General features: G+C 40.9%; 15 protein-coding genes. 2 read left to right on the forward strand and 13 right to left on the reverse strand.

All coding sequences use genetic code 11. From position 1 onward, the window contains the following. Positions 1 to 165: 165 nt before the first annotated feature. The 5 genes from pulA to TZ91_RS04100 form a co-directional block, all read right to left on the reverse strand. On the reverse strand, positions 166 to 2,445 hold the full coding sequence (gene pulA, locus TZ91_RS04080; protein WP_033687034.1) for a type I pullulanase: 2,280 nt from the start codon (positions 2,443 to 2,445) through the stop codon (positions 166 to 168). 117 nt (positions 2,446 to 2,562) lie between these two features. Beyond that, entirely contained in the window at positions 2,563 to 4,521 is a 1,959-nt protein-coding gene (gene ligA / locus TZ91_RS04085; RefSeq protein WP_033687035.1) for an NAD-dependent DNA ligase LigA, read from the reverse strand. A 92-nt stretch (positions 4,522 to 4,613) separates the two neighbouring features. Then, positions 4,614 to 5,792 (reverse strand): MFS transporter, encoded by a 1,179-nt coding sequence (locus TZ91_RS04090; protein WP_033687036.1) that lies wholly within the window; start codon positions 5,790 to 5,792, stop codon positions 4,614 to 4,616. Positions 5,793 to 5,868: 76 nt separating this feature from the next. Continuing rightward, positions 5,869 to 6,732, reverse strand: a complete 864-nt coding sequence (locus tag TZ91_RS04095; RefSeq protein WP_033687037.1) for an Rgg family transcriptional regulator — start codon at positions 6,730 to 6,732, stop codon at positions 5,869 to 5,871. Positions 6,733 to 6,734: 2 nt separating this feature from the next. Further along, complete coding sequence (locus TZ91_RS04100; RefSeq protein ID WP_033687039.1) at positions 6,735 to 8,636, reverse strand: ABC transporter ATP-binding protein; 1,902 nt, start codon at positions 8,634 to 8,636, stop codon at positions 6,735 to 6,737. 152 nt (positions 8,637 to 8,788) lie between these two features. Between TZ91_RS04100 and TZ91_RS04105 the strand changes: the two genes are divergently transcribed. Together TZ91_RS04105 and TZ91_RS04110 are read left to right on the forward strand one after the other, a co-directional pair. Beyond that, entirely contained in the window at positions 8,789 to 10,507 is a 1,719-nt protein-coding gene (locus TZ91_RS04105; protein ID WP_033687040.1) for a phospho-sugar mutase, read from the forward strand. 111 nt (positions 10,508 to 10,618) lie between these two features. Next, entirely contained in the window at positions 10,619 to 10,966 is a 348-nt protein-coding gene (locus tag TZ91_RS04110; RefSeq protein WP_033687042.1) for a thioredoxin, read from the forward strand. A gap of 31 nt (positions 10,967 to 10,997) precedes the next feature. On the opposite strand, the gene TZ91_RS04115 is transcribed toward TZ91_RS04110, so the two are convergent. The 8 genes from TZ91_RS04115 to yjbM form a co-directional block, all read right to left on the reverse strand. Then, positions 10,998 to 11,807 (reverse strand): MBL fold metallo-hydrolase, encoded by an 810-nt coding sequence (locus TZ91_RS04115; protein ID WP_045597110.1) that lies wholly within the window; start codon positions 11,805 to 11,807, stop codon positions 10,998 to 11,000. A gap of 1 nt (position 11,808) precedes the next feature. Continuing rightward, positions 11,809 to 13,158, reverse strand: a complete 1,350-nt coding sequence (vicK, locus tag TZ91_RS04120) for a cell wall metabolism sensor histidine kinase VicK (RefSeq protein ID WP_033687043.1) — start codon at positions 13,156 to 13,158, stop codon at positions 11,809 to 11,811. Continuing rightward, entirely contained in the window at positions 13,151 to 13,858 is a 708-nt protein-coding gene (yycF, locus tag TZ91_RS04125) for a response regulator YycF (RefSeq protein WP_033687045.1), read from the reverse strand. The genes vicK and yycF overlap by 8 nt, the downstream gene beginning before the upstream one ends. A gap of 55 nt (positions 13,859 to 13,913) precedes the next feature. Next, a complete protein-coding gene (mutY, locus tag TZ91_RS04130; RefSeq protein ID WP_033687046.1) occupies positions 13,914 to 15,089 on the reverse strand; it encodes an A/G-specific adenine glycosylase in 1,176 nt (391 codons plus the stop codon). A gap of 188 nt (positions 15,090 to 15,277) precedes the next feature. Continuing rightward, a complete protein-coding gene (pta, locus tag TZ91_RS04135) occupies positions 15,278 to 16,252 on the reverse strand; it encodes a phosphate acetyltransferase (protein ID WP_045597112.1) in 975 nt (324 codons plus the stop codon). 43 nt (positions 16,253 to 16,295) lie between these two features. Further along, complete coding sequence (locus TZ91_RS04140) at positions 16,296 to 17,192, reverse strand: RluA family pseudouridine synthase (RefSeq protein ID WP_033687047.1); 897 nt, start codon at positions 17,190 to 17,192, stop codon at positions 16,296 to 16,298. Further along, positions 17,189 to 18,007: an NAD kinase gene (locus TZ91_RS04145; protein ID WP_033687048.1), complete on the reverse strand. Its 819-nt coding sequence runs from the start codon at positions 18,005 to 18,007 to the stop codon at positions 17,189 to 17,191. Before TZ91_RS04145 ends, TZ91_RS04140 begins: the two co-directional genes overlap by 4 nt. Next, positions 17,991 to 18,662, reverse strand: coding sequence for a GTP diphosphokinase (yjbM, locus tag TZ91_RS04150; RefSeq protein ID WP_033687049.1), 672 nt, complete (start codon positions 18,660 to 18,662; stop codon positions 17,991 to 17,993). The genes TZ91_RS04145 and yjbM overlap by 17 nt, the downstream gene beginning before the upstream one ends. Positions 18,663 to 18,731: the final 69 nt, after the last annotated feature.

The following is an 18,731-nucleotide window of genomic DNA, read 5'->3' on the forward strand; positions in this document are numbered from 1 at the left end:
TCAGAAACGCTTTGAAAACGAATTGTTTTTTTATAATACTATCATAAAGTTCGTTATTTAGCTAACAAAAATATAATTTTAAGTAAAAAAATAAATCAGGAAACGAATCTCCTGATTTTACTAACAGATAAAGCACCACAAATGAATTTAAATTGTAAATCTATTCTACAAAACTTTAAAGACGCTGGCACTGACGCCACCAACCATGTCTTTATCACTTAAATGGCTATTGGTCACCAATAATTCTAGATTTCCAGCATTTTCAAACTGGAAGTCTTGCCCTTTAGCATTAAAGACCACCAATAGGTGTTCTTCCCCTTGAATCTCATAGGCAATCCAACCACTATGTTCGTTGGCTGAATGAACAAAAACATGATGGTAAATCTCATCATAAGTTGGGTAAGAAAAGGCACTGCTTTCTGTCTTCAATCGAATCATCTGACGGATAAACGCAATACTATCTTGACGCTCATTAATCAAGTCCCAGTTCACTTGATTCACACTGTCTGGAGCATTATAGCTATTCATAGCACGTTCTCTATCATCATGGGTCAGCTCACCATTTTCACCAGTCGCAACCAGTTTGGTACGACCAAATTCTTGACCGATTTCCATAAAGGCCATCCCTTGCATGAGTAGGTTCATAGCTGTGGCTGTCTCAACCTTGCGCATGATTTGTTCTGAACTTTGGTCTGGATGTAGGGTTGCCAACAAATCGTGAAGATTGTAATTGTCATGGGCCTCTACATAGTTAAGCACTTGATTTGGATGTGTATAGGTTCCTAATTCACGACTGCCTAGAATTGCTTTGGCAAGAATTGGCTCTGTAGCAGCACCGCTGACAAAACCTGACTTGATAGCACCATAAACTTCTCCACCTTTGACAGCATCACGCTGATTGTCATTAAAGAAACCAATATTTGGCATCTGGTAGGCATTGTCTTTCTTGGCCTTATCATAAGGTGCAAGACCTGTTCCCATATCCCAACCTTCTCCATAAAGGATAATGTTAGGGTCAATTTCATCCAAGCTCTGACGAATCATCTGCATGGTTTTGACATCATGAATCCCCATCAAATCAAAACGGAAGCCGTCAATATTGTATTCCTGCACCCAGTATAGAAGAGAATCAATCATATACTTGCGGAACATTTCGTGTTCACTGGCTGTTTCATTCCCAACACCCGTTCCATTCTGGAAGGTGCCATCTGGATTCATACGATAGTAGTAATCAGGGACAGTTGTTTGGAAAGGTGCATCAACAACTGAGAAGGTATGGTTATAGACCACATCCATAATGACACCAATGCCAGCATCGTGATAGGCTTGAACCATGATCTTCAAATCACGAATAACCTGAGCAGGATCCTCTGGATCAGTTGAAAGGCTCGTTTCTGGTGCATTATAGTTTTGTGGGTCATAACCCCAGTTGTAGGTTACATTCCCATCCGCATCATATTCTTTGTGACGATCTGCAATTGGTTGCAACTGAACATAATTATAACCCAGCTTCTTGATGTAATCAAAAGCGGTTGACTGACCGTACTGATTAACCGTTCCAGTCTGAGCAGCACCCAAGAAAGTTCCTCGAAGATGTTCATCTACACCTGAGGTCGGAGATTTGGTCAAATCACGAATGTGCATTTCACAGATGACTGCCTTACATGGATTTGTCAAACGCCAAGTAGCCTCAGAACCGTGCTTGACCTCAAAGTTTTCAACTTGCTTTTCTTCATGGCTCAGGATAGCTGAACGTTTGCCATCAGGACTGGTCGCGATGGTGTAAGGATCGCGTGTCAGTGTTTGGTGGTGAGGAAATTGGACTTGATACTGATAAGCCTTACCAGTCAAATCTTCCTCAATATCCAAACTCCAGACACCGATTGTATTGTCCTTATGATTATAAGAGTAGCTATTTCCTCTCTCCATCTCAAAAGTTTTCCAAACTGGTGCATCATTAGCAGCTGATTCATAAACAACTACCTGCACTTCTGTCGCTGTCGGAGCCCAGAGGACGAAATGTGCCTGATTATCCTCTACACGGCAACCCAATACACCTTGGTAGCCCCAGTGGTGGTCGAAACTAGCACTATTGATAGCCTTGTCAAAGGCAAAAGGATTTTGATTCTTATAGAAAGGACTGGCAATAGCAGGATTTTCAGAATAATAAATCCTATCATCCCCTTCCAAAATCCAAACCTCTGTTAAAAGAGGATAGTGATTAAAACGGATAGCATATTCTTTACTGGTTTGGCCTGTATGAACCACAAAATTCAAGCTTTCTAAGGCATGAGCACTTGGGTGTTCAAAACTAAATAAAGCACCAAAATAATCTTCTTTATAGGTTAACAAATCGATCCGTTGATCCTGACTTTTCACAAAAGAGCAAGTGTCGTATTCTCCATTCTTACGATGGTAATGAATGCGCATAGGGTAATTAAACATTTTTTATTTTTCCTTTTTACTTCTTAATTTATTTCTAGTTCACTAATAAATTCTTGATCGATTTTGTCCCGATTAACAAACTAGTTATACTGTCTAAACTCTGATTCTAAACGATTACTACAAACTTTCTAGCCAAGCTTCATCTCGAACTTCGATACCAAGTTCTTGTGCTTTTTGCAGTTTGCTTCCAGCATCTGCTCCTGCAATGACGAGGTCTGTCTTTTTAGAAACGCTGCCTGTCACTTTAGCACCCAGACTTTCGAGTTTACTTTTAGCTTCTGAGCGCTTGAGACGTTCCAATTTTCCAGTCAATACAACGGTCAAACCTGACAAGGCCGCATCTGCCACTACAGTCTGACCTTTATAATCCAGATTGACCCCAGCTTCTTTCAATTCTCTTAGGAGAATTTCAGAGCCTTCTGTCGCAAAATAAGTCTGGAGACTCTTGGCAATCACAACACCCAAACTTTCAATACTGGCCACTTCCTCTGGATCTGCCTGAGCCAGATTTTCAATCGAGTGAAAATGTTGAAGTAACAGCTGACTAGCCTTGCTTCCGACATGGCGAATTCCCAAACCAAACAAGAGCTTCTCGGCAGAATTTTCCTTAGATGCTTGGATAGCCTGATACAGTTTAGAAGCGGACTTTTCCTTGACCCCTTCTAAAAGGAGAAAATCTTCTTCTTTCAAGCGGTAAATATCCGCAACGTCCTTGACCAGATTGGCAGCAAATAGCTTCTCAACTACTGATGGACCAAGTCCTGTGATATTCATGGCATCTCGCGATGCAAAGTGGATCAAACCTTCCATGATTTGGGCAGGGCAACGCGGATTGATACAACGAAGGGCCACTTCATCTTCAAAGTGCAACAAGTCCGAATCACAACTTGGACAGTTTGTTGGGATATCTAGTTTTTCTTCAGAAACCCGTTTGGACTCTACCACACGTAAAACGGCAGGGATGATGTCTCCAGCCTTATAGACGATAACTGTATCGTCTTTGCGGATATCTTTTTCAGCAATATAATCTACATTGTGCAGGGTCGCACGACTAACAGTCGTACCAGCAAGCTGAACTGGTGTTAGATTTGCAGTTGGGGTTACAACACCAGTACGGCCAACTGTCCAATCAACTGAGAGTAGTTGAGCTTCTTTTTCTTCAGCTGGGAACTTATAGGCTACTGCCCACTTTGGAGCCTTGACGGTAAAACCGAGTTCTTCTTGACCTGCTAGGTCGTTGACCTTGATTACCACTCCATCAATATCGTAAGGCAGATTGTCCCGTTCTTGTCCTACTTCTTGGATGAAATTCCATATCTCATCCATGCTTTCAGCTAAGATTCGCTTAGGATTAACCACAAAACCGAGTTGTTCAAGGTTCTTCAACACCTTTTCTTGGCTATCACGAGTTGAAGGGCTAGCTTCTTGATAGAGAAAGGTAGCAAGATTGCGCTTGGCAACTACTGCTGTATCCAACTGACGCAAGGTTCCTGCCGCCGCATTACGAGGATTGGCAAATTCAGGCTCTCCATTTTCTTGACGAGCTTGGTTGACCTGGTCAAAAGAAGCGCGTGGCATATAACATTCCCCACGAACTGTGATATCTAGTTCTTCTGGCAAGGTCAAAGGAATGTCCTTGACACGCTTGAGATTTTCTGTGATATTCTCCCCAATAGAACCATCTCCACGTGTTGCCCCAGCAACCAAAATCCCCTTTTCATAAGTCAGCGAGATAGACAAGCCATCGATTTTCAGCTCACAAATATAGGTTGGATGAGCCACTTCCTTACGAACACGCGCGTCAAAAGCTTCAAGCTCCTCACGTGAAAAAGCATCCTGCAAACTGTAAAGAGGATACTGATGACTATATTTTTCAAAACCATCTAAAACCTTGCCCCCAACACGATGGGTCGGACTGTCTGCTAGCACTTGATCTGGATAGGCAGCTTCTAACTCAACCAACTCTCGGTAAAGGCGATCATACTCATTGTCTGAAACCGACGGATTATCACTGGTATAGTACTCAGTCGCATAGCGATTGAGCAAGGCGACCAACTCATTCATTCTTTTATTCATAAAACCATTTTACCATAAACTAAGCCCTCCTCACAAACGAGAAGGGCGGAAAAAACACTTAGATTGGAATTATTTTTGAAGTCCAAGCAAACTTATGTCTCTTTTTCAAAATGAGTTCGAACATAAATAAACGATATACAAGACAAGATGATAACACCACTTCCAATTATCAGGAAAGAAGAGAGATGTACACTTGGCAGGACTGTCATAAATCCTTTTGCAATAGGCATAAATAGAATAGCTAAGGTAAAAATTGTACTTAGTACTCTCCCAAGAAATTCGCTCTCAACCTTGGTTTGTACTCGAGTAAAAAAGTGAATATTAAAAATCGTCATAAACAATTCACAAACTAAATTTCCAGAAAAGGAAAGCAAATTTGGAAGTGGTAATCCCATTATAAAAACTCCGACACCTGTCAAAGATAGTAAAATCAAAAGATTATAAACATTAGCTTTAATTTTACTAGCTAGAAGAGCCCCAATGATGGAACCAATAGCCCCCATAGTTAAAATACTTGCATACGCTCCTTCTGACCCGTAAAGCTGATTCGAAAAGGGGAGGAGAAATTCAAAAGCGGCAAAAAAGAAATTAACGCTGGAAGCTACTAGCAAAAGGAAGAAAATTTCTTGCTGATGCCAGATATAGTGTAACCCATCCTTGATATCTACAAAAATATCTCTCCCAGTAAAAGCCTTTTTCTCTTGAACTTTTGCTTCCTCTTTTGGAAGGAAAGCCACTAGAATAAAAGCAATGAAAAAAGTCAGCGAGTCTAGCAGTAGCGTCATGTGGAGACTTGCAAATTGTAAAACAAGGAAGGAAAGAACAGGAGAGCTAACACCTACAACCTGCAAAACCAGCTCTAAGCGAGAGTTATAGATCACAATCTCATCTTTCTCAACAACCTCAGTTATAATGGCTTTATTAGCTGTACGAGAAAAGGCAAAAGCAATAGCCTGAACAATATTGGCAAAAATCAAAGCTCCAATCATCCAGCTGTCATTCCTTATAAAAGAAATAGCCAGACAAAGAATCCCACAAACAAGGTCTGTCACCATTAAAATCCTACGACGAGAAAAACGGTCTGAAATAACTCCGCCAAAGGGATTCACGAGAATGGATGTGACGAGCTCAGAAATCTGATACATTCCTAAAACTGTCTGTCCGATAGTTCCCATGGAAGCCAACCAGACACTATTTCCATAATCATAGAGCATATTTCCTATCTTGTTTATAGCTCCTCGACTAATCAACTGTACTGCGTATCGATTCATAAAAACTCCTCTCAAATTTTGAAACTATTGTATCAAAACTTGGAGGAGTTTCTCATTTTTCCCATATTTGGGAAAATTAATCTTTGACAAATTTCTCGTAGTGTTCCTGATAGTAGGCTACTTGCTCTGGAAGACCTAGCACATCAAAAATATGCATGGCCTCTTGCATTTGGCTACAACCTTCTTTACACTTTCCTTTTTGATATAAGGCAAAGCCTTTTAAATAATGAAAAACATTACGCTCATAAAGCTTAATACCTTTACCAATAATCTTCTCTGTATAAGTCTCAAAATAGCTTGCATTGTCAAAAGAAAGATGCTCTAAACAATGCTGGTAACAATTGAGGGCCAAAATCAACACTAATCTCTTATGGCGACCAATCTCTTGGTAAAATTCCTCCCTCTCCATAACTTCTCTACCAATCCGAGTGACATAGTCCACATCGTAGAAACTATAGAGGTTCCCGAAAAGAATCAATTCATACATGGTCCATTCTTCTGTTTTGAAAAGATAATCTGCTACCTTATCCAAATCATCCTGCTTCATATGATAACTCGAATCTCTTTGACAAATCAGACCTTGTAGCAAAATCCAGTTCAGCTCAAAATAAAGAGGATTGATCGAACTCTTAGCCTTTTCAAGTTGTTCTCTTTGAAGCTTTTGAAAACCTGCAATATCATTTGAATAGTAAAGAGGCACAATTTGTCCCATCATGGCAACATGTTCATGATTATGAAAATTCCTTGCCTTGTCCATGAAATTTTCGATTGTTACATGAATGTTATCCAAAATCTCAAAGAAACGCGAGACTGCTAGGTCAGACTCCCCAAGCTCAAAGCGAGATAACTGAGAAGTTGAACAGGACTCCCCTGCCGCCTCCTTTAAAGAATAATTTCCACTTGTCCGAAATTCACGAAATACTTTTCCAAGATGTTCCATCTTTACACCTGTTCTGATAATTCTTCCCACTCAAGCATAGCTTCTTCCTGACGATGGCTGATTTTGTCCAGCTCAGCCTGCAATTCCATGAGTTCGCCGGCATCGTTTGTTTCCAACATTTGTTCAGAAATGGCTTGGCTTTGACTTTCTAGCTCTTCAATTTCAGCTTCTAGACTTTCGATTTGTCGCATGAGTTTGCGAACTTCTTTTTGACTTTCTTTCTGAGCTTGATAGTCATTAACTGAACTTGATTCTTTTGCTTGATTGCTAGTTGAAGCTTCCTCAGCCTGAATCATTTCTACTTCTGATTTCTTCTCAACATAGTAGTCGTAATCTCCCAGGTAAAGAGTCGAGCCATTCTCTGACAATTCCAGTACATGAGTTGCCACACGATTGATAAAGTAACGGTCGTGACTGACGAATAGAAGAGTTCCATCAAAGTCAATCAAGGAATTTTCCAACACTTCCTTGCTATCAATATCCAAGTGGTTGGTTGGCTCATCCAGAATCAAGAAGTTGTTGTTTTCCATGGACAATTTAGCTAAAAGCAAACGAGCTTTCTCGCCACCTGACAGCATGCCGACTGATTTTTTAACATCATCACCAGAGAAAAGGAAGGCACCTAGACGGTTACGGATTTCAACTTCTGGTGTCAGTTTAAAATCATTCCAGAGCTCATCTAATACAGTATTACTTGGTGTCAGCTTACTTTGGGTTTGGTCATAGTAACCCACCTCAACATTGGCACCAAAGCGCTTTTCACCTTTGATAAAAGGAATCTGGTCCACAATAGACTTGATAAAGGTTGACTTACCGATTCCATTTGGACCAACGATGGCAACAGCATTCATTTTACGGAGGTCTAGGTTGATAGGCTCTGACAATATTTCCCCATCATAGCCAATAGCCACATTTTCAACAGTCAATACAACATTACCCGACGTTTTTTCAGACTGGAAGGTCATATTGGCTGATTTCTTGCCAGCTTCAGGCTTGTCTAAACGCTCCATTTTTTCCAGTTGTTTACGACGAGATTGGGCACGTTTGGTCGTTGAAGCTCGGACTAGATTGCGATTGACAAAGTCTTCCAGAGCAGCGATTTCCTTTTGTTGCTTTTCATAGTTTTTTGCTTCAGTAGCTAGCTTCTGCTCCTTTAATTCGACAAAACGAGAGTAATTACCCACATAGCGATCCAAGGAATGCTTGGTCAAATCTAGCGTAATTGTCGCAACCTTGTCCAAGAAATAACGGTCGTGGCTGACAATAATGAGGGCACCACTATAGTTTACCAAGTAATTCTCTAGCCAGGCAATGGTTTCAATATCCAAGTGGTTGGTTGGCTCGTCCAAGACCAAGAGATTGGGCTTTTCAAGTAGCATTTTGGCTAGAGCCAAGCGAGTATTTTGACCACCAGAAAGCTCGGCAATTTTCATCTGCCACATAGATTCATCAAACTTGAATCCATTCAAAATCGCTCGAATATCAGCTTCATAGGTAAAGCCACCTGCTTGGCGAAAATTCTCAGATAAGCGATCGTAATCTGACATCAGCTTATTCAAGTCCTCACCAGACTTTTCTCCCATCTCCAACTCCATCTGACGCAGTTGTTTCTCCGTCCGACGCAGGTCATCAAAGACATGAAGCATCTCATCGTAGATGGTATTTTCAGACTCAAAACGGCTATCTTGGGCTAAGTAAGACAGAGAAATATCTTTTTTCTTATTGATTTCTCCACTAGTTGGCTCCTCTTCTCCAACCAAAATCTTCAAAAGAGTAGACTTACCTGCACCATTTTTCCCAACAAGGGCTATCCGATCACGTTCATCAACTTGCAGGGTGATATTATCAAAAAGAACTTCTCCTGCAAAAGAACGTTCAATTTTATTAGCTTGTAAAATAATCATACAAACAGTATAGCATGTTTCCCTAAGGCATTCAAGACTTGATAAATCAGCATATGACACCACTATTCTGAAAATTATGCTAAGGTTTTACTAAAACGCTAAAAAGTGCTATAATGTGAACGGTTAAAACAATTTACAAAAGGAGAATTTTAATGTCTTACCAAGAAAATTACCAGAAATGGGTTGATTTTGCGGAGCTTCCTGACTACCTTCGTCAAGATTTGGAAAATATGGATGAAAAAACGAAGGAAGATGCCTTCTATACAAACCTTGAATTTGGTACTGCAGGTATGCGTGGCCTGATTGGTGCTGGTACAAACCGCATCAACATCTACGTTGTTCGCCAAGCTACTGAAGGATTGGCTCGTTTGATTGAGTCAAAAGGTGGAAATGAAAAAGAACGTGGTGTGGCAATTGCCTACGATAGCCGTCACTTCTCACCTGAGTTTGCCTTTGAATCTGCGGCAGTTCTTGCTAAACACGGCATCAAATCTTACGTGTTTGAAAGCCTTCGTCCAACTCCAGAACTCTCATTTGCAGTTCGTCACCTCAACTGTTTCGCAGGTATCATGGTCACAGCCAGCCACAACCCTGCTCCATTTAACGGTTACAAAGTTTACGGTGAAGACGGTGGACAAATGCCTCCACACGACGCGGACGCTTTGACTACTTATATCCGTGCAATCGAAAACCCATTTGCAGTTGAAGTTGCTGATGTGGAAACTGAAAAAGCTTCTGGCTTGATTGAAGTTATCGGCGAAGCTGTTGACGTAGAATACCTCAAAGAAGTCAAAGATGTGAACATCAACCCAGCCTTGATTGAAGAATTCGGTAAAGACATGAAGATTGTCTACACACCACTTCATGGTACTGGTGAAATGTTGGCTCGTCGTGCTCTTGCCCAAGCAGGATTTGACTCTGTTCAAGTCGTTGAAGCGCAAGCAACTGCCGACCCTGACTTCTCAACTGTAAAATCTCCAAACCCAGAAAGCCAAGCAGCCTTTGCCCTTGCTGAAGAACTTGGTCGTCAAGTTGGTGCAGATGTTCTTGTGGCAACTGACCCTGATGCTGACCGTGTTGGTGTTGAAGTTCTTCAAAAAGATGGTAGCTACCTTAACCTTTCAGGTAACCAAATCGGTGCTATCATGGCTAAATACATCTTGGAAGCCCACAAAAACGCTGGAACTCTTCCAGAAAACGCAGCCCTCTGTAAATCTATCGTATCAACTGACTTGGTAACGAAGATTGCGGAAAGCTACGGCGCAAACATGTTCAACGTTTTGACAGGTTTCAAATTCATCGCTGAAAAAATCCAAGAATTCGAAGAAAAACACAATCACACTTACATGATGGGATTTGAAGAAAGCTTCGGTTACTTGATTAAACCTTTCGTACGTGATAAAGACGCTATCCAAGCTGTTCTTGTCGTTGCTGAACTTGCTGCCTACTACCGTTCTCGTGGTTTGACACTTGCTGACGGTATCGAAGAAATCTACAAAGAATACGGCTACTACGCAGAAAAAACTATCTCTGTTACCCTTTCAGGTGTCGATGGTGCTGAACAAATCAAAGCGATTATGGCTAAATTCCGTAACAATGCTCCAAAAGAATGGAATGCAACAGCTATCACTGTCGTAGAAGACTTCAAGGCACAAACTGCTACTGCTGCAGACGGCACTGTTACAAACTTGACAACTCCTCCAAGTGATGTGTTGAAATACACACTTGCTGACGGTTCATGGATTGCCGTTCGCCCTTCAGGTACAGAACCAAAAATCAAGTTCTACATTGCAGTTGTAGGGGAAACAAACGAAGAATCACAAGCTAAAATTGCTAACATCGAAGCAGAAATCAATGCTTTTGTAAAATAAAATCCTATAAAAGATGAGACAAGCCAATCTCATCTTTTTTTCGTATCAAATCTAAGCAATTTTAGAAACTTTATGGCATACTAGACATATCAATAAAAGCGAGGTAATCTCATGGAACAATTTTTAGATAATATCAAAGACCTTGAAGTCACTACAGTTGCGCGTGCGCAAGAAGCTCTGGATAAGAAAGAAACTGCAACCTTCTTCATCGGTCGTAAAACTTGCCCTTACTGCCGTAAATTTGCAGGTACATTGTCAGGTGTCGTAGCTGAAACAAAAGCTCACATTTACTTCATCAACAGTGAAGAACCAAGTCAACTCAATGAATTGCAAGCATTCCGCTCACGCTATGGAATCCCAACTGTACCAGGCTTTGTTCACGTTGCAGATGGACAAATCAATGTCCGTTGCGACTCTTCAATGTCAGCACAAGAAATCAAAGAATTTGCAGGATTGTAAAATATATAAAAAGAAGGCATTTGCCTTCTTTTTATATATTTGTCAATGGTGTTGCGGTATCCGGTGAGGTATCATAAACCTTAAAGTCTACTCCTACACCTAGATCAGCTTGTGCTAGCTGATTAACCATGGTCATGTGAGCTAGTTCCTTGATATTGTTTTCCTTAGACAAGTGACCAAGATAGATTTTCTTAGTGCGATTTCCTAAGGTACGAATCATAGCTTCAGCACCATCTTCATTAGAAAGGTGACCCAAATCCGATAGGATTCGTTGTTTGAGTCGCCATGCGTAAGAACCTGCTCGCAAAATCTCTACATCATGGTTGGACTCGATAAGATATCCATCTGCATTTTCGACAATTCCTGCCATTCGATCACTAACATAACCTGTATCAGTCAGCATGACAAAACTCTTATCATCCTTCATAAAGCGATAGAACTGCGGTGCGGCCGCATCATGGCTCACACCAAAACTCTCAATATCAATATCTCCGAAGGTTTTGGTTTTGCCCATTTCAAAGATATGCTTTTGCGAAGAATCAACCTTGCCGAGATACTTGCTATTTTCCATAGCCTGCCAGGTCTTTTCATTTGCATACAAATCCATACCATACTTTCGAGCCAAAACACCTACTCCATGAATATGGTCTGAATGCTCATGCGTAATCAATATGGCATCCAGGTCTTCTGGTTTGCGATTAATTTCAGCAAGTAGGCTGGTAATTTTTTTACCAGACAAGCCTGCATCCACTAAAAGCTTCTTTTTTTGGGTTTCCAGATAAAAGGAATTTCCACTGGAACCCGACGCTAAAATACTGTATTTAAAGCCTGTTTCACTCATTCTAGTCTTCTACTTCATCCTCCCATACTTCTTCCTTCACTGCATCCTTATCATAAGGGAGCACAATGGTAAAGGTTGATCCCTTACCATATATACTCTTGGCCCAAATAAAACCATTATGTTGTTTGATAATTTCTTTAGCAATAGCTAGACCTAGCCCAGTTCCACCTTGGGCACGACTTCTAGCACGATCCACACGGTAGAAACGGTCAAAGATACGAGGCAAATCCTGCTTAGGAATACCCAAGCCTTGGTCTGAGATGGATAAAATCATCTGATCATCAGTTGTCTTCATGGTCACTGTGATTTTTCCACCATCTGGAGAATATTTAATGGCATTGTTGAGAATATTATCAATCACCTGCGTCATCTTGTCTGTATCAATTTCAATCCAGACAGAGGTAATCGGATAATCTCTCACCAATTCATATTTCTTCTCTTCATCTGGTCCCCTCATCTTATCAAAACGGTTAAGGATAAAGGTAATAAAGGCAGTGAAGTTAATCAGTTCCACGTCTAGGTGAGTGGTTGCATTGTCAATACGTGAAAGATGGAGAAGATCTGTCACCATTCGCATCATACGGTTGGTTTCGTCTAGAGATACCTTGATAAAGTCTGGTGCGACAGGTTCTGACAAGGCCCCCTCATCCAAGGCTTCAAGATAGGATTTTACGCTAGTCAGAGGCGTTCGTAGCTCATGACTAACGTTGGAAACAAAGAGTCTCCGTTCGCGTTCCTCCTTTTCCTGCTCCGTCGTATCATGCAAAACTGCAACCAAACCTGAGATAAAACCAGACTCTCGACGAACCAAGGCAAAACGTACACGAAGGCTCAGATATTCACCATTGGCATCCTGAGAATCAATCATAAGCTCAGGAACTTGGGTAATCAAATCACGAAGTTCATACTCATCTTCAATCTCAAGCAATTCTAGGATACTTTTGTTTAGAACATCTTCTTTCTGAACACCTAACTGTTTCTTAGCCATGTCATTAATCATGGTAATCTTGCCACGACGATTGGTCGCAAGGACTCCGTCCGTCATGTAAGAGAGGATACTGTGTAATCGTTTACTCTCTTGTTCCAGATTTTCTTGAGTCAAGCGGATTACTTCTGATAAATCATTGAGATTATTGGTAATATTGGTGATTTCAGAGCTTCCCTGCATATCCAATACCTGAGAATAATCTCCTGCAATCAGGTCTTTAACTTTTTGATTAATTTGCTTCAACCGAATGTTATCTCTACGATTTTCTAGTAAAAGCAAGGTCACCACTAAAATAAAACCAAGTAGAATGAGGATAAAGATAAAATCACTGGTTAAAACTGTGTCTTTTATTAGTTTAATCATTATTTCTCATATAATAACCAACACCGCGACGTGTTAGGATATACTCAGGACGACTTGGTGTGTCTTCAATCTTCTCACGCAAACGTCTGATAGTTACGTCAACTGTTCGAACGTCTCCGAAATAATCATAACCCCAGACGGTTTCAAGCAAGTGTTCACGCGTAATCACTTGACCGATATGAGAAGCCAAGTGGTACAAGAGTTCAAATTCACGGTGGGTTAAGTCTAGTTCTTCACCATATTTTTTAGCCACGTAGGCATCTGGCACAATCTCTAAGTCCCTAATTTGCAAGGGCTGAGTTTTCTTTTCATCAGACTCTTGATTATCTACAGAAGCCAAGTCCGTGCGACGGAGAAGAGCTTTAACACGCGCCTGCAATTCACGATTCGAGAAGGGTTTTGTCACATAGTCATCAGCCCCAAGCTCTAAACCGATAACCTTATCAAATTCACTATCTTTAGCTGAAAGCATGATAATAGGTACACTACTAGTCTTGCGAACAGTCTTAGCAACTTCTAAACCATCAATTTCTGGAAGCATCAAATCCAAAATAATAATATCTGGTTGCTCTGCTTCATATTGCTCTAGCGCTTCACGACCATTAAAAGCAGTTACAACCTCGTAACCTTCCTTGGTCATATTAAACTTGATAATATCCGAGATTGGTTTTTCATCATCTACAATTAATATTTTTTTCATTTGTTCACCTTTTTCTCTACTATTATATCAAAAAAATAACAAGAAAACACAATAGCTAGTCTTTGCTACTGTCTAAGTTGGCTTGTGCATAAGCCTGCCAGATTTTTTGTTGGGGTTTGGCAAGTGGAACATCCTTGAACTCTTCTGGTGAAAGCCAGCGAACTTCCCTATCTGAAAAGTTATGAAAGTCAGTCACTTGACCTGCTACAATTTGAACATGCCACTTACGGTGGCTAAAGATATGCTTGACAGTTTCAAAACAAACATCAAGCCAATCAACATCTAAGTCATAGTCCTGCTGAAAACTCTCCTCTGGACTGGGACCAAAGTTCACACTTTCTTCTGCAACCTGATGAAAAAGGTCAAACTGCTCTTCTTGAGAAAAGTCATCTACTTCTATCAAGGGGAAATGCCAAAATCCTGCCAACAACTTTTCACTTTCATTTTTTTCAAGTAAAAATTGCCCCTGAGTATTTTTGACCACCAAAGCTTTAAGATAAATAGGAACCGGCTTTTTCTTGGGAGCCTTGATTGGATAACGGTCCATTGTGCCATTCTGATATGCCGCACTAAAGTCCTTAACTGGGCTTTCTTCTGGTCTGGGATTTACAGGCGCCTCAATATCAGATCCTAAATCCATCAAAGCTTGATTAAATTCACCAGGCCTTTCTGGGTCAATCAAGATTTCCATCATTACCTGAAAAATTTTACGATTACTTGGAATCCCAATATCGTGGTTGACTTCAAATAGACGCGCCAAAACTCGCATGACATTACCATCTACAGCTGGCTCAGGCAAGTTAAAAGCAATACTAGAAATGGCGCCTGCAGTGTAGGGACCAATTCCTTTCAAGCTGGAAATTCCTTCATAAGTGTTTGGAAATTGACCATCAAAGTCTGTCATAATCTGCTGGGCTGCAGCCTGCATATTACGAACTCGAGAATAATACCCCAAACCTTCCCAAGCCTTCAACAAACGCTCTTCAGGCGCATTCGCCAAACATTCTACTGTTGGAAACCAGTCCAAGAATCGTTCGTAATAAGGAATAACCGTATCCACCCTGGTCTGCTGGAGCATGATTTCAGATACCCAGATGTGATAAGGATTTTTACTTCTTCGCCAGGGTAAATCTCTTTTGTTTTCATCATACCAGGCAAGAAGTTTCTCACGGAAAGAAACAATCTTCTCCTCTGGCCACATGACAATACCGTATTCTTTCAAATCTAACATATCTCTAGTATAACACAGAAGATTCTAACTGTCCTTTTCCTAGTATTAGTACTCTTCGAAAATCAAATTCAAACCGCGTCAACGTCGCCTTGCCGTACTCAAGTACAGCCTGCGGCTAGTTTCCTAGTTTGCTCTTTGATTTTCATTGAGTATAAAAAGCCTCTTCCCAAGGGAAAGAGGACTAAATTTTATTGATGAACAGCTTGGGCTGCTGTGATAAGGGTTAACTTGTAAACATCATCTGCATTACATCCACGAGAAAGGTCGTTAACTGGCTTGTTCAAACCTTGTAGAACAGGTCCAACAGCCGCAAAACCACCAAGACGTTCTGCCATCTTGTAGCCGATATTTCCTGCCTCGATACCTGGGAAGATGAAGACATTTGCTTGACCAGCTACTGTACTTCCAGGAGCTTTCAAAGCTGCAGTTTCAGGAACAAAGGCCGCATCAAATTGCAACTCACCATCGATTTCAAGGTCAGGACGCAAGTCGTGAGCAATTTTAGTTGCTTCAACAACCTTATCAACGCTTTCTCCAAATCCTGAACCTTTAGTAGAATAGCTTAGCATAGCAATTTTAGGCTCGATGCCAAACATCTTAGCTGTGATTGCTGAATTAATGGCAATTTCAGCCAAGGATTCTGCATCTGGGTTGATATTAATGGCACAGTCTCCAAATAGATAACGTTCCGTACCACGAACCATAAGGAAGGCACCTGAAGTACGCGTTACATTTGGACGAGTTTTGATGATTTGAAGAGCTGGACGAACTGTTGAAGCTGTTGAGTGAATCGCACCTGAAACCATTCCATCAACCAAACCCAAGTAAACCAACATCACACCAAAATAGTTGACATCTTCAACCAAAACCTTGCGTGCATCTTCTTCAGACATTTTGCCCTTGCGACGTTCTACCAAGGCAGCAACCATTTCTTCAAATTTATCGTAGTGTTGAGGATCTATGACTTCATAACCATTCTCAATACCTTCGATTTCAAGATAAATTTTAATTTTTTCAGGATTTCCAAGCAAAACAGGAATTACTTCTGTTTCTTTTACCAGGCGTTTAGTCGCTTGAAGAATACGAGGTTCTTCCCCTTCAGGGAGAACGATACGAGCATTTTTACCAACCAAGTTGGCTTTGAGACTTTCAAAAACTTCCATGAGTTTTCTCCTTTAAGATAATAATTATACTCTGAATCAGTTTTTATAGAGTATTAGTTGATAACTGGGTAATAAGGTTGCTAAAATCATCCGGCAAGGGACTTTCTAACTGCAAGTCTTGCTCTAAAAATGGATGATAAAAGGATAGGTAATGGCAATGCAGGGCTTGACGCTGAATTCCATCATCTAGACTACCACCGTACAAGTCATCTCCCAACAAAGGAAAACCAATATGAGAAAAATGGACTCGGATTTGGTGGGTTCGCCCAGTGTGCAGGCGAATATCGACCAAGTGAATATTTCCATAAGAAGCTACAATCTTGTAAGAAGTATGGGCATACTTCCCACCTTTGGCTACACGTCTGGTAATAATAGAGTCTTCATCACGCGCAATCGGAGCAATAATTTCCCCCTCTGACTCCAAATATCCATCACCTTTAACCAAGGCAAAGTAACGTTTCTCAATGGACTTCTTCTGCAACTGCTTGTCTAATCGTGCATGGGCATAACCGTGCTTGGCAAAGAGCATCAAGCCGGAAGTATCTCTATCAAGCCTGGTTACAATGTGAACCTGCTGATTTTCATAATTTTGCTTGACGTAGTAACCCTTGATAAAATTGGCAATGGTATTGGAGTGATTAACACTAGGAATAGAAGCCACTCCATAGGGTTTGTTTAATACTAGATAATGGTCATCCTCATAGAGAATGTCTAATGGTCTCTCGATAGCTTCTAGAGTTTCAAAGCCTTCCTCAGCGGGAATATCGATGACAACTAGGTCTCCAATATCCAATAGATAAGTTGCATTTTGCGGTTGGTCATTGACCAGAATAGCACCACCTCGAAACTTAATCTTGGCCAAAAGTCCTTTAGAAACCTCGTGCTTTTTTAAGAAGGTCTTAACCTTGACATGTTCATCTGCGATAAATTCAAACCTCATTCATCCACCTCGCCGATAAAGGCATCCTTAACGCGGTTCCAGAAGCTGGTATGGCTAGGAGTCGCGACAAAGTGAATCTTATGATGATCAATTTGATACTCAATACGCTCAATATTACGGAAAGAATAAACGCTATTGTCAACCGAAATAGTGTGGTAATCGTTTCTCGTCGGGATAAGTTCAATCTTATCCTTCTTAGGAACAATAATGGAAGAGCCCAGCGTTCGATAAACACGATTGTTAAGGCTAGCAATTTCCGTTAATTGCAAAGCTTCAATGGTAGGGTGTAAAACAGCTCCGCCAAGTGATTTGTTATAGGCTGTACTACCAGTCGGTGTCGAAACTGTTAGCCCATCTCCACGAAAACGTTCAAAGTGGACACCGTTAATCACAACATCCGCCACCATGGTTCGATCAGACCTGCGGATGCTGGCTTCATTTAGCGCTCTGAAAATCTTCACTTCACCATTTTCAAGAAAAACCTTCACATTCAGAACAGGGTAAGAGACTCTGGCTCCGGTATCTAGCTGCAAATTAGTCACTAGCTTGTCCAACTCAAAATCACGGTAGTCCGTATAGAAGCCCAAATGTCCAGTGTGAACACCAATGAAGCGTACCTTGTCAAGCTGATTTTCGTACTTATGAAAGGCCGACAAGAGCATGCCATCCCCACCAATGGAGATAACAATATCCGGATTGGTGTCATTGAGTATAAACTGATTTCTCTTCAAACGATCTCGCAATTCATACAAAACCCTTTGACTCTGCGGTTTTCTATTAGCTATCAGGTCAATTCGTTTACCTGTATTCTTCATCTGTATCGTCACTGTTTCCTACACCATCATTTAATTTTCTACTCAAAGGATCAAAAAGTGCCTGGGCTTCCTGGATATCATCTCGAATTTTACCCATTTCTTCATCCAACTGATGAGCAATTTTGGCAGTAATTTCCAGTCTCTTTTTAATTTCCTCTGGGAAATCCCCTTGGTACTTATAGTTGAGAGAATGTTCTATCGTTGCCCAGAAATTCATGGCCAAAGTACGAATTTGAATTTCTGCTAAAATGGTCTTGGCTCCATTGATAGTGTCAACCATATATTCTACTACCACATGATAGGAACGGTAGCCTGAAGCCTTTCGATGAGTAATGTAATCTCGCTCTTGTACGATCCGCATATCCTGACGCTTGCGCAAAATAGCCACAACTTCTTGGACGTCATCTACAAACTGGACCATCACACGTAAACCAGCAATATCCTGTAAATCGTGTTCTAATGTCGCATAAGTAATACCACGTCGAGCCATTTTTTCCTTGATGCTCTCAATCGGCTTGACTCGACCAGTCACAAACTCAATCGGAGAATGCTTATTTTGCTTACGATATTGCTTACGAATACCACGTAGTTTAATCTTTAACTCACCAACAGCTTGAATGTAAGGATCTAGAAATTCTTCCCATTCTAAGGTCATATATTCTCCCTTGTTCTCATATTATCCTTCAAAAATATCTTTGATTTTTTCTCCAGATTCATATACAAT

Origin of the sequence: Streptococcus mitis, from assembly GCF_000960025.1 — a bacterium.
Lineage (GTDB): Bacteria > Bacillota > Bacilli > Lactobacillales > Streptococcaceae > Streptococcus > Streptococcus mitis_DH.

Coding starts and splice junctions, on each gene's coding strand:
- yjbM (WP_033687049.1), bottom strand. CDS start 18,662: ATGACCTTAGAATGGGAAGAATTTCTAGATCCTTACATTCAAGCTGTT.
- TZ91_RS04140 (WP_033687047.1), bottom strand. CDS start 17,192: ATGAGGTTTGAATTTATCGCAGATGAACATGTCAAGGTTAAGACCTTC.
- TZ91_RS04105 (WP_033687040.1), top strand. CDS start 8,789: ATGTCTTACCAAGAAAATTACCAGAAATGGGTTGATTTTGCGGAGCTT.
- vicK (WP_033687043.1), bottom strand. CDS start 13,158: ATGATTAAACTAATAAAAGACACAGTTTTAACCAGTGATTTTATCTTT.
- pulA (WP_033687034.1), bottom strand. CDS start 2,445: ATGTTTAATTACCCTATGCGCATTCATTACCATCGTAAGAATGGAGAA.
- yycF (WP_033687045.1), bottom strand. CDS start 13,858: ATGAAAAAAATATTAATTGTAGATGATGAAAAACCAATCTCGGATATT.
- mutY (WP_033687046.1), bottom strand. CDS start 15,089: ATGTTAGATTTGAAAGAATACGGTATTGTCATGTGGCCAGAGGAGAAG.
- TZ91_RS04090 (WP_033687036.1), bottom strand. CDS start 5,792: ATGAATCGATACGCAGTACAGTTGATTAGTCGAGGAGCTATAAACAAG.
- ligA (WP_033687035.1), bottom strand. CDS start 4,521: ATGAATAAAAGAATGAATGAGTTGGTCGCCTTGCTCAATCGCTATGCG.
- pta (WP_045597112.1), bottom strand. CDS start 16,252: ATGGAAGTTTTTGAAAGTCTCAAAGCCAACTTGGTTGGTAAAAATGCT.
- TZ91_RS04110 (WP_033687042.1), top strand. CDS start 10,619: ATGGAACAATTTTTAGATAATATCAAAGACCTTGAAGTCACTACAGTT.
- TZ91_RS04145 (WP_033687048.1), bottom strand. CDS start 18,007: ATGAAGAATACAGGTAAACGAATTGACCTGATAGCTAATAGAAAACCG.
- TZ91_RS04095 (WP_033687037.1), bottom strand. CDS start 6,732: ATGGAACATCTTGGAAAAGTATTTCGTGAATTTCGGACAAGTGGAAAT.
- TZ91_RS04100 (WP_033687039.1), bottom strand. CDS start 8,636: ATGATTATTTTACAAGCTAATAAAATTGAACGTTCTTTTGCAGGAGAA.
- TZ91_RS04115 (WP_045597110.1), bottom strand. CDS start 11,807: ATGAGTGAAACAGGCTTTAAATACAGTATTTTAGCGTCGGGTTCCAGT.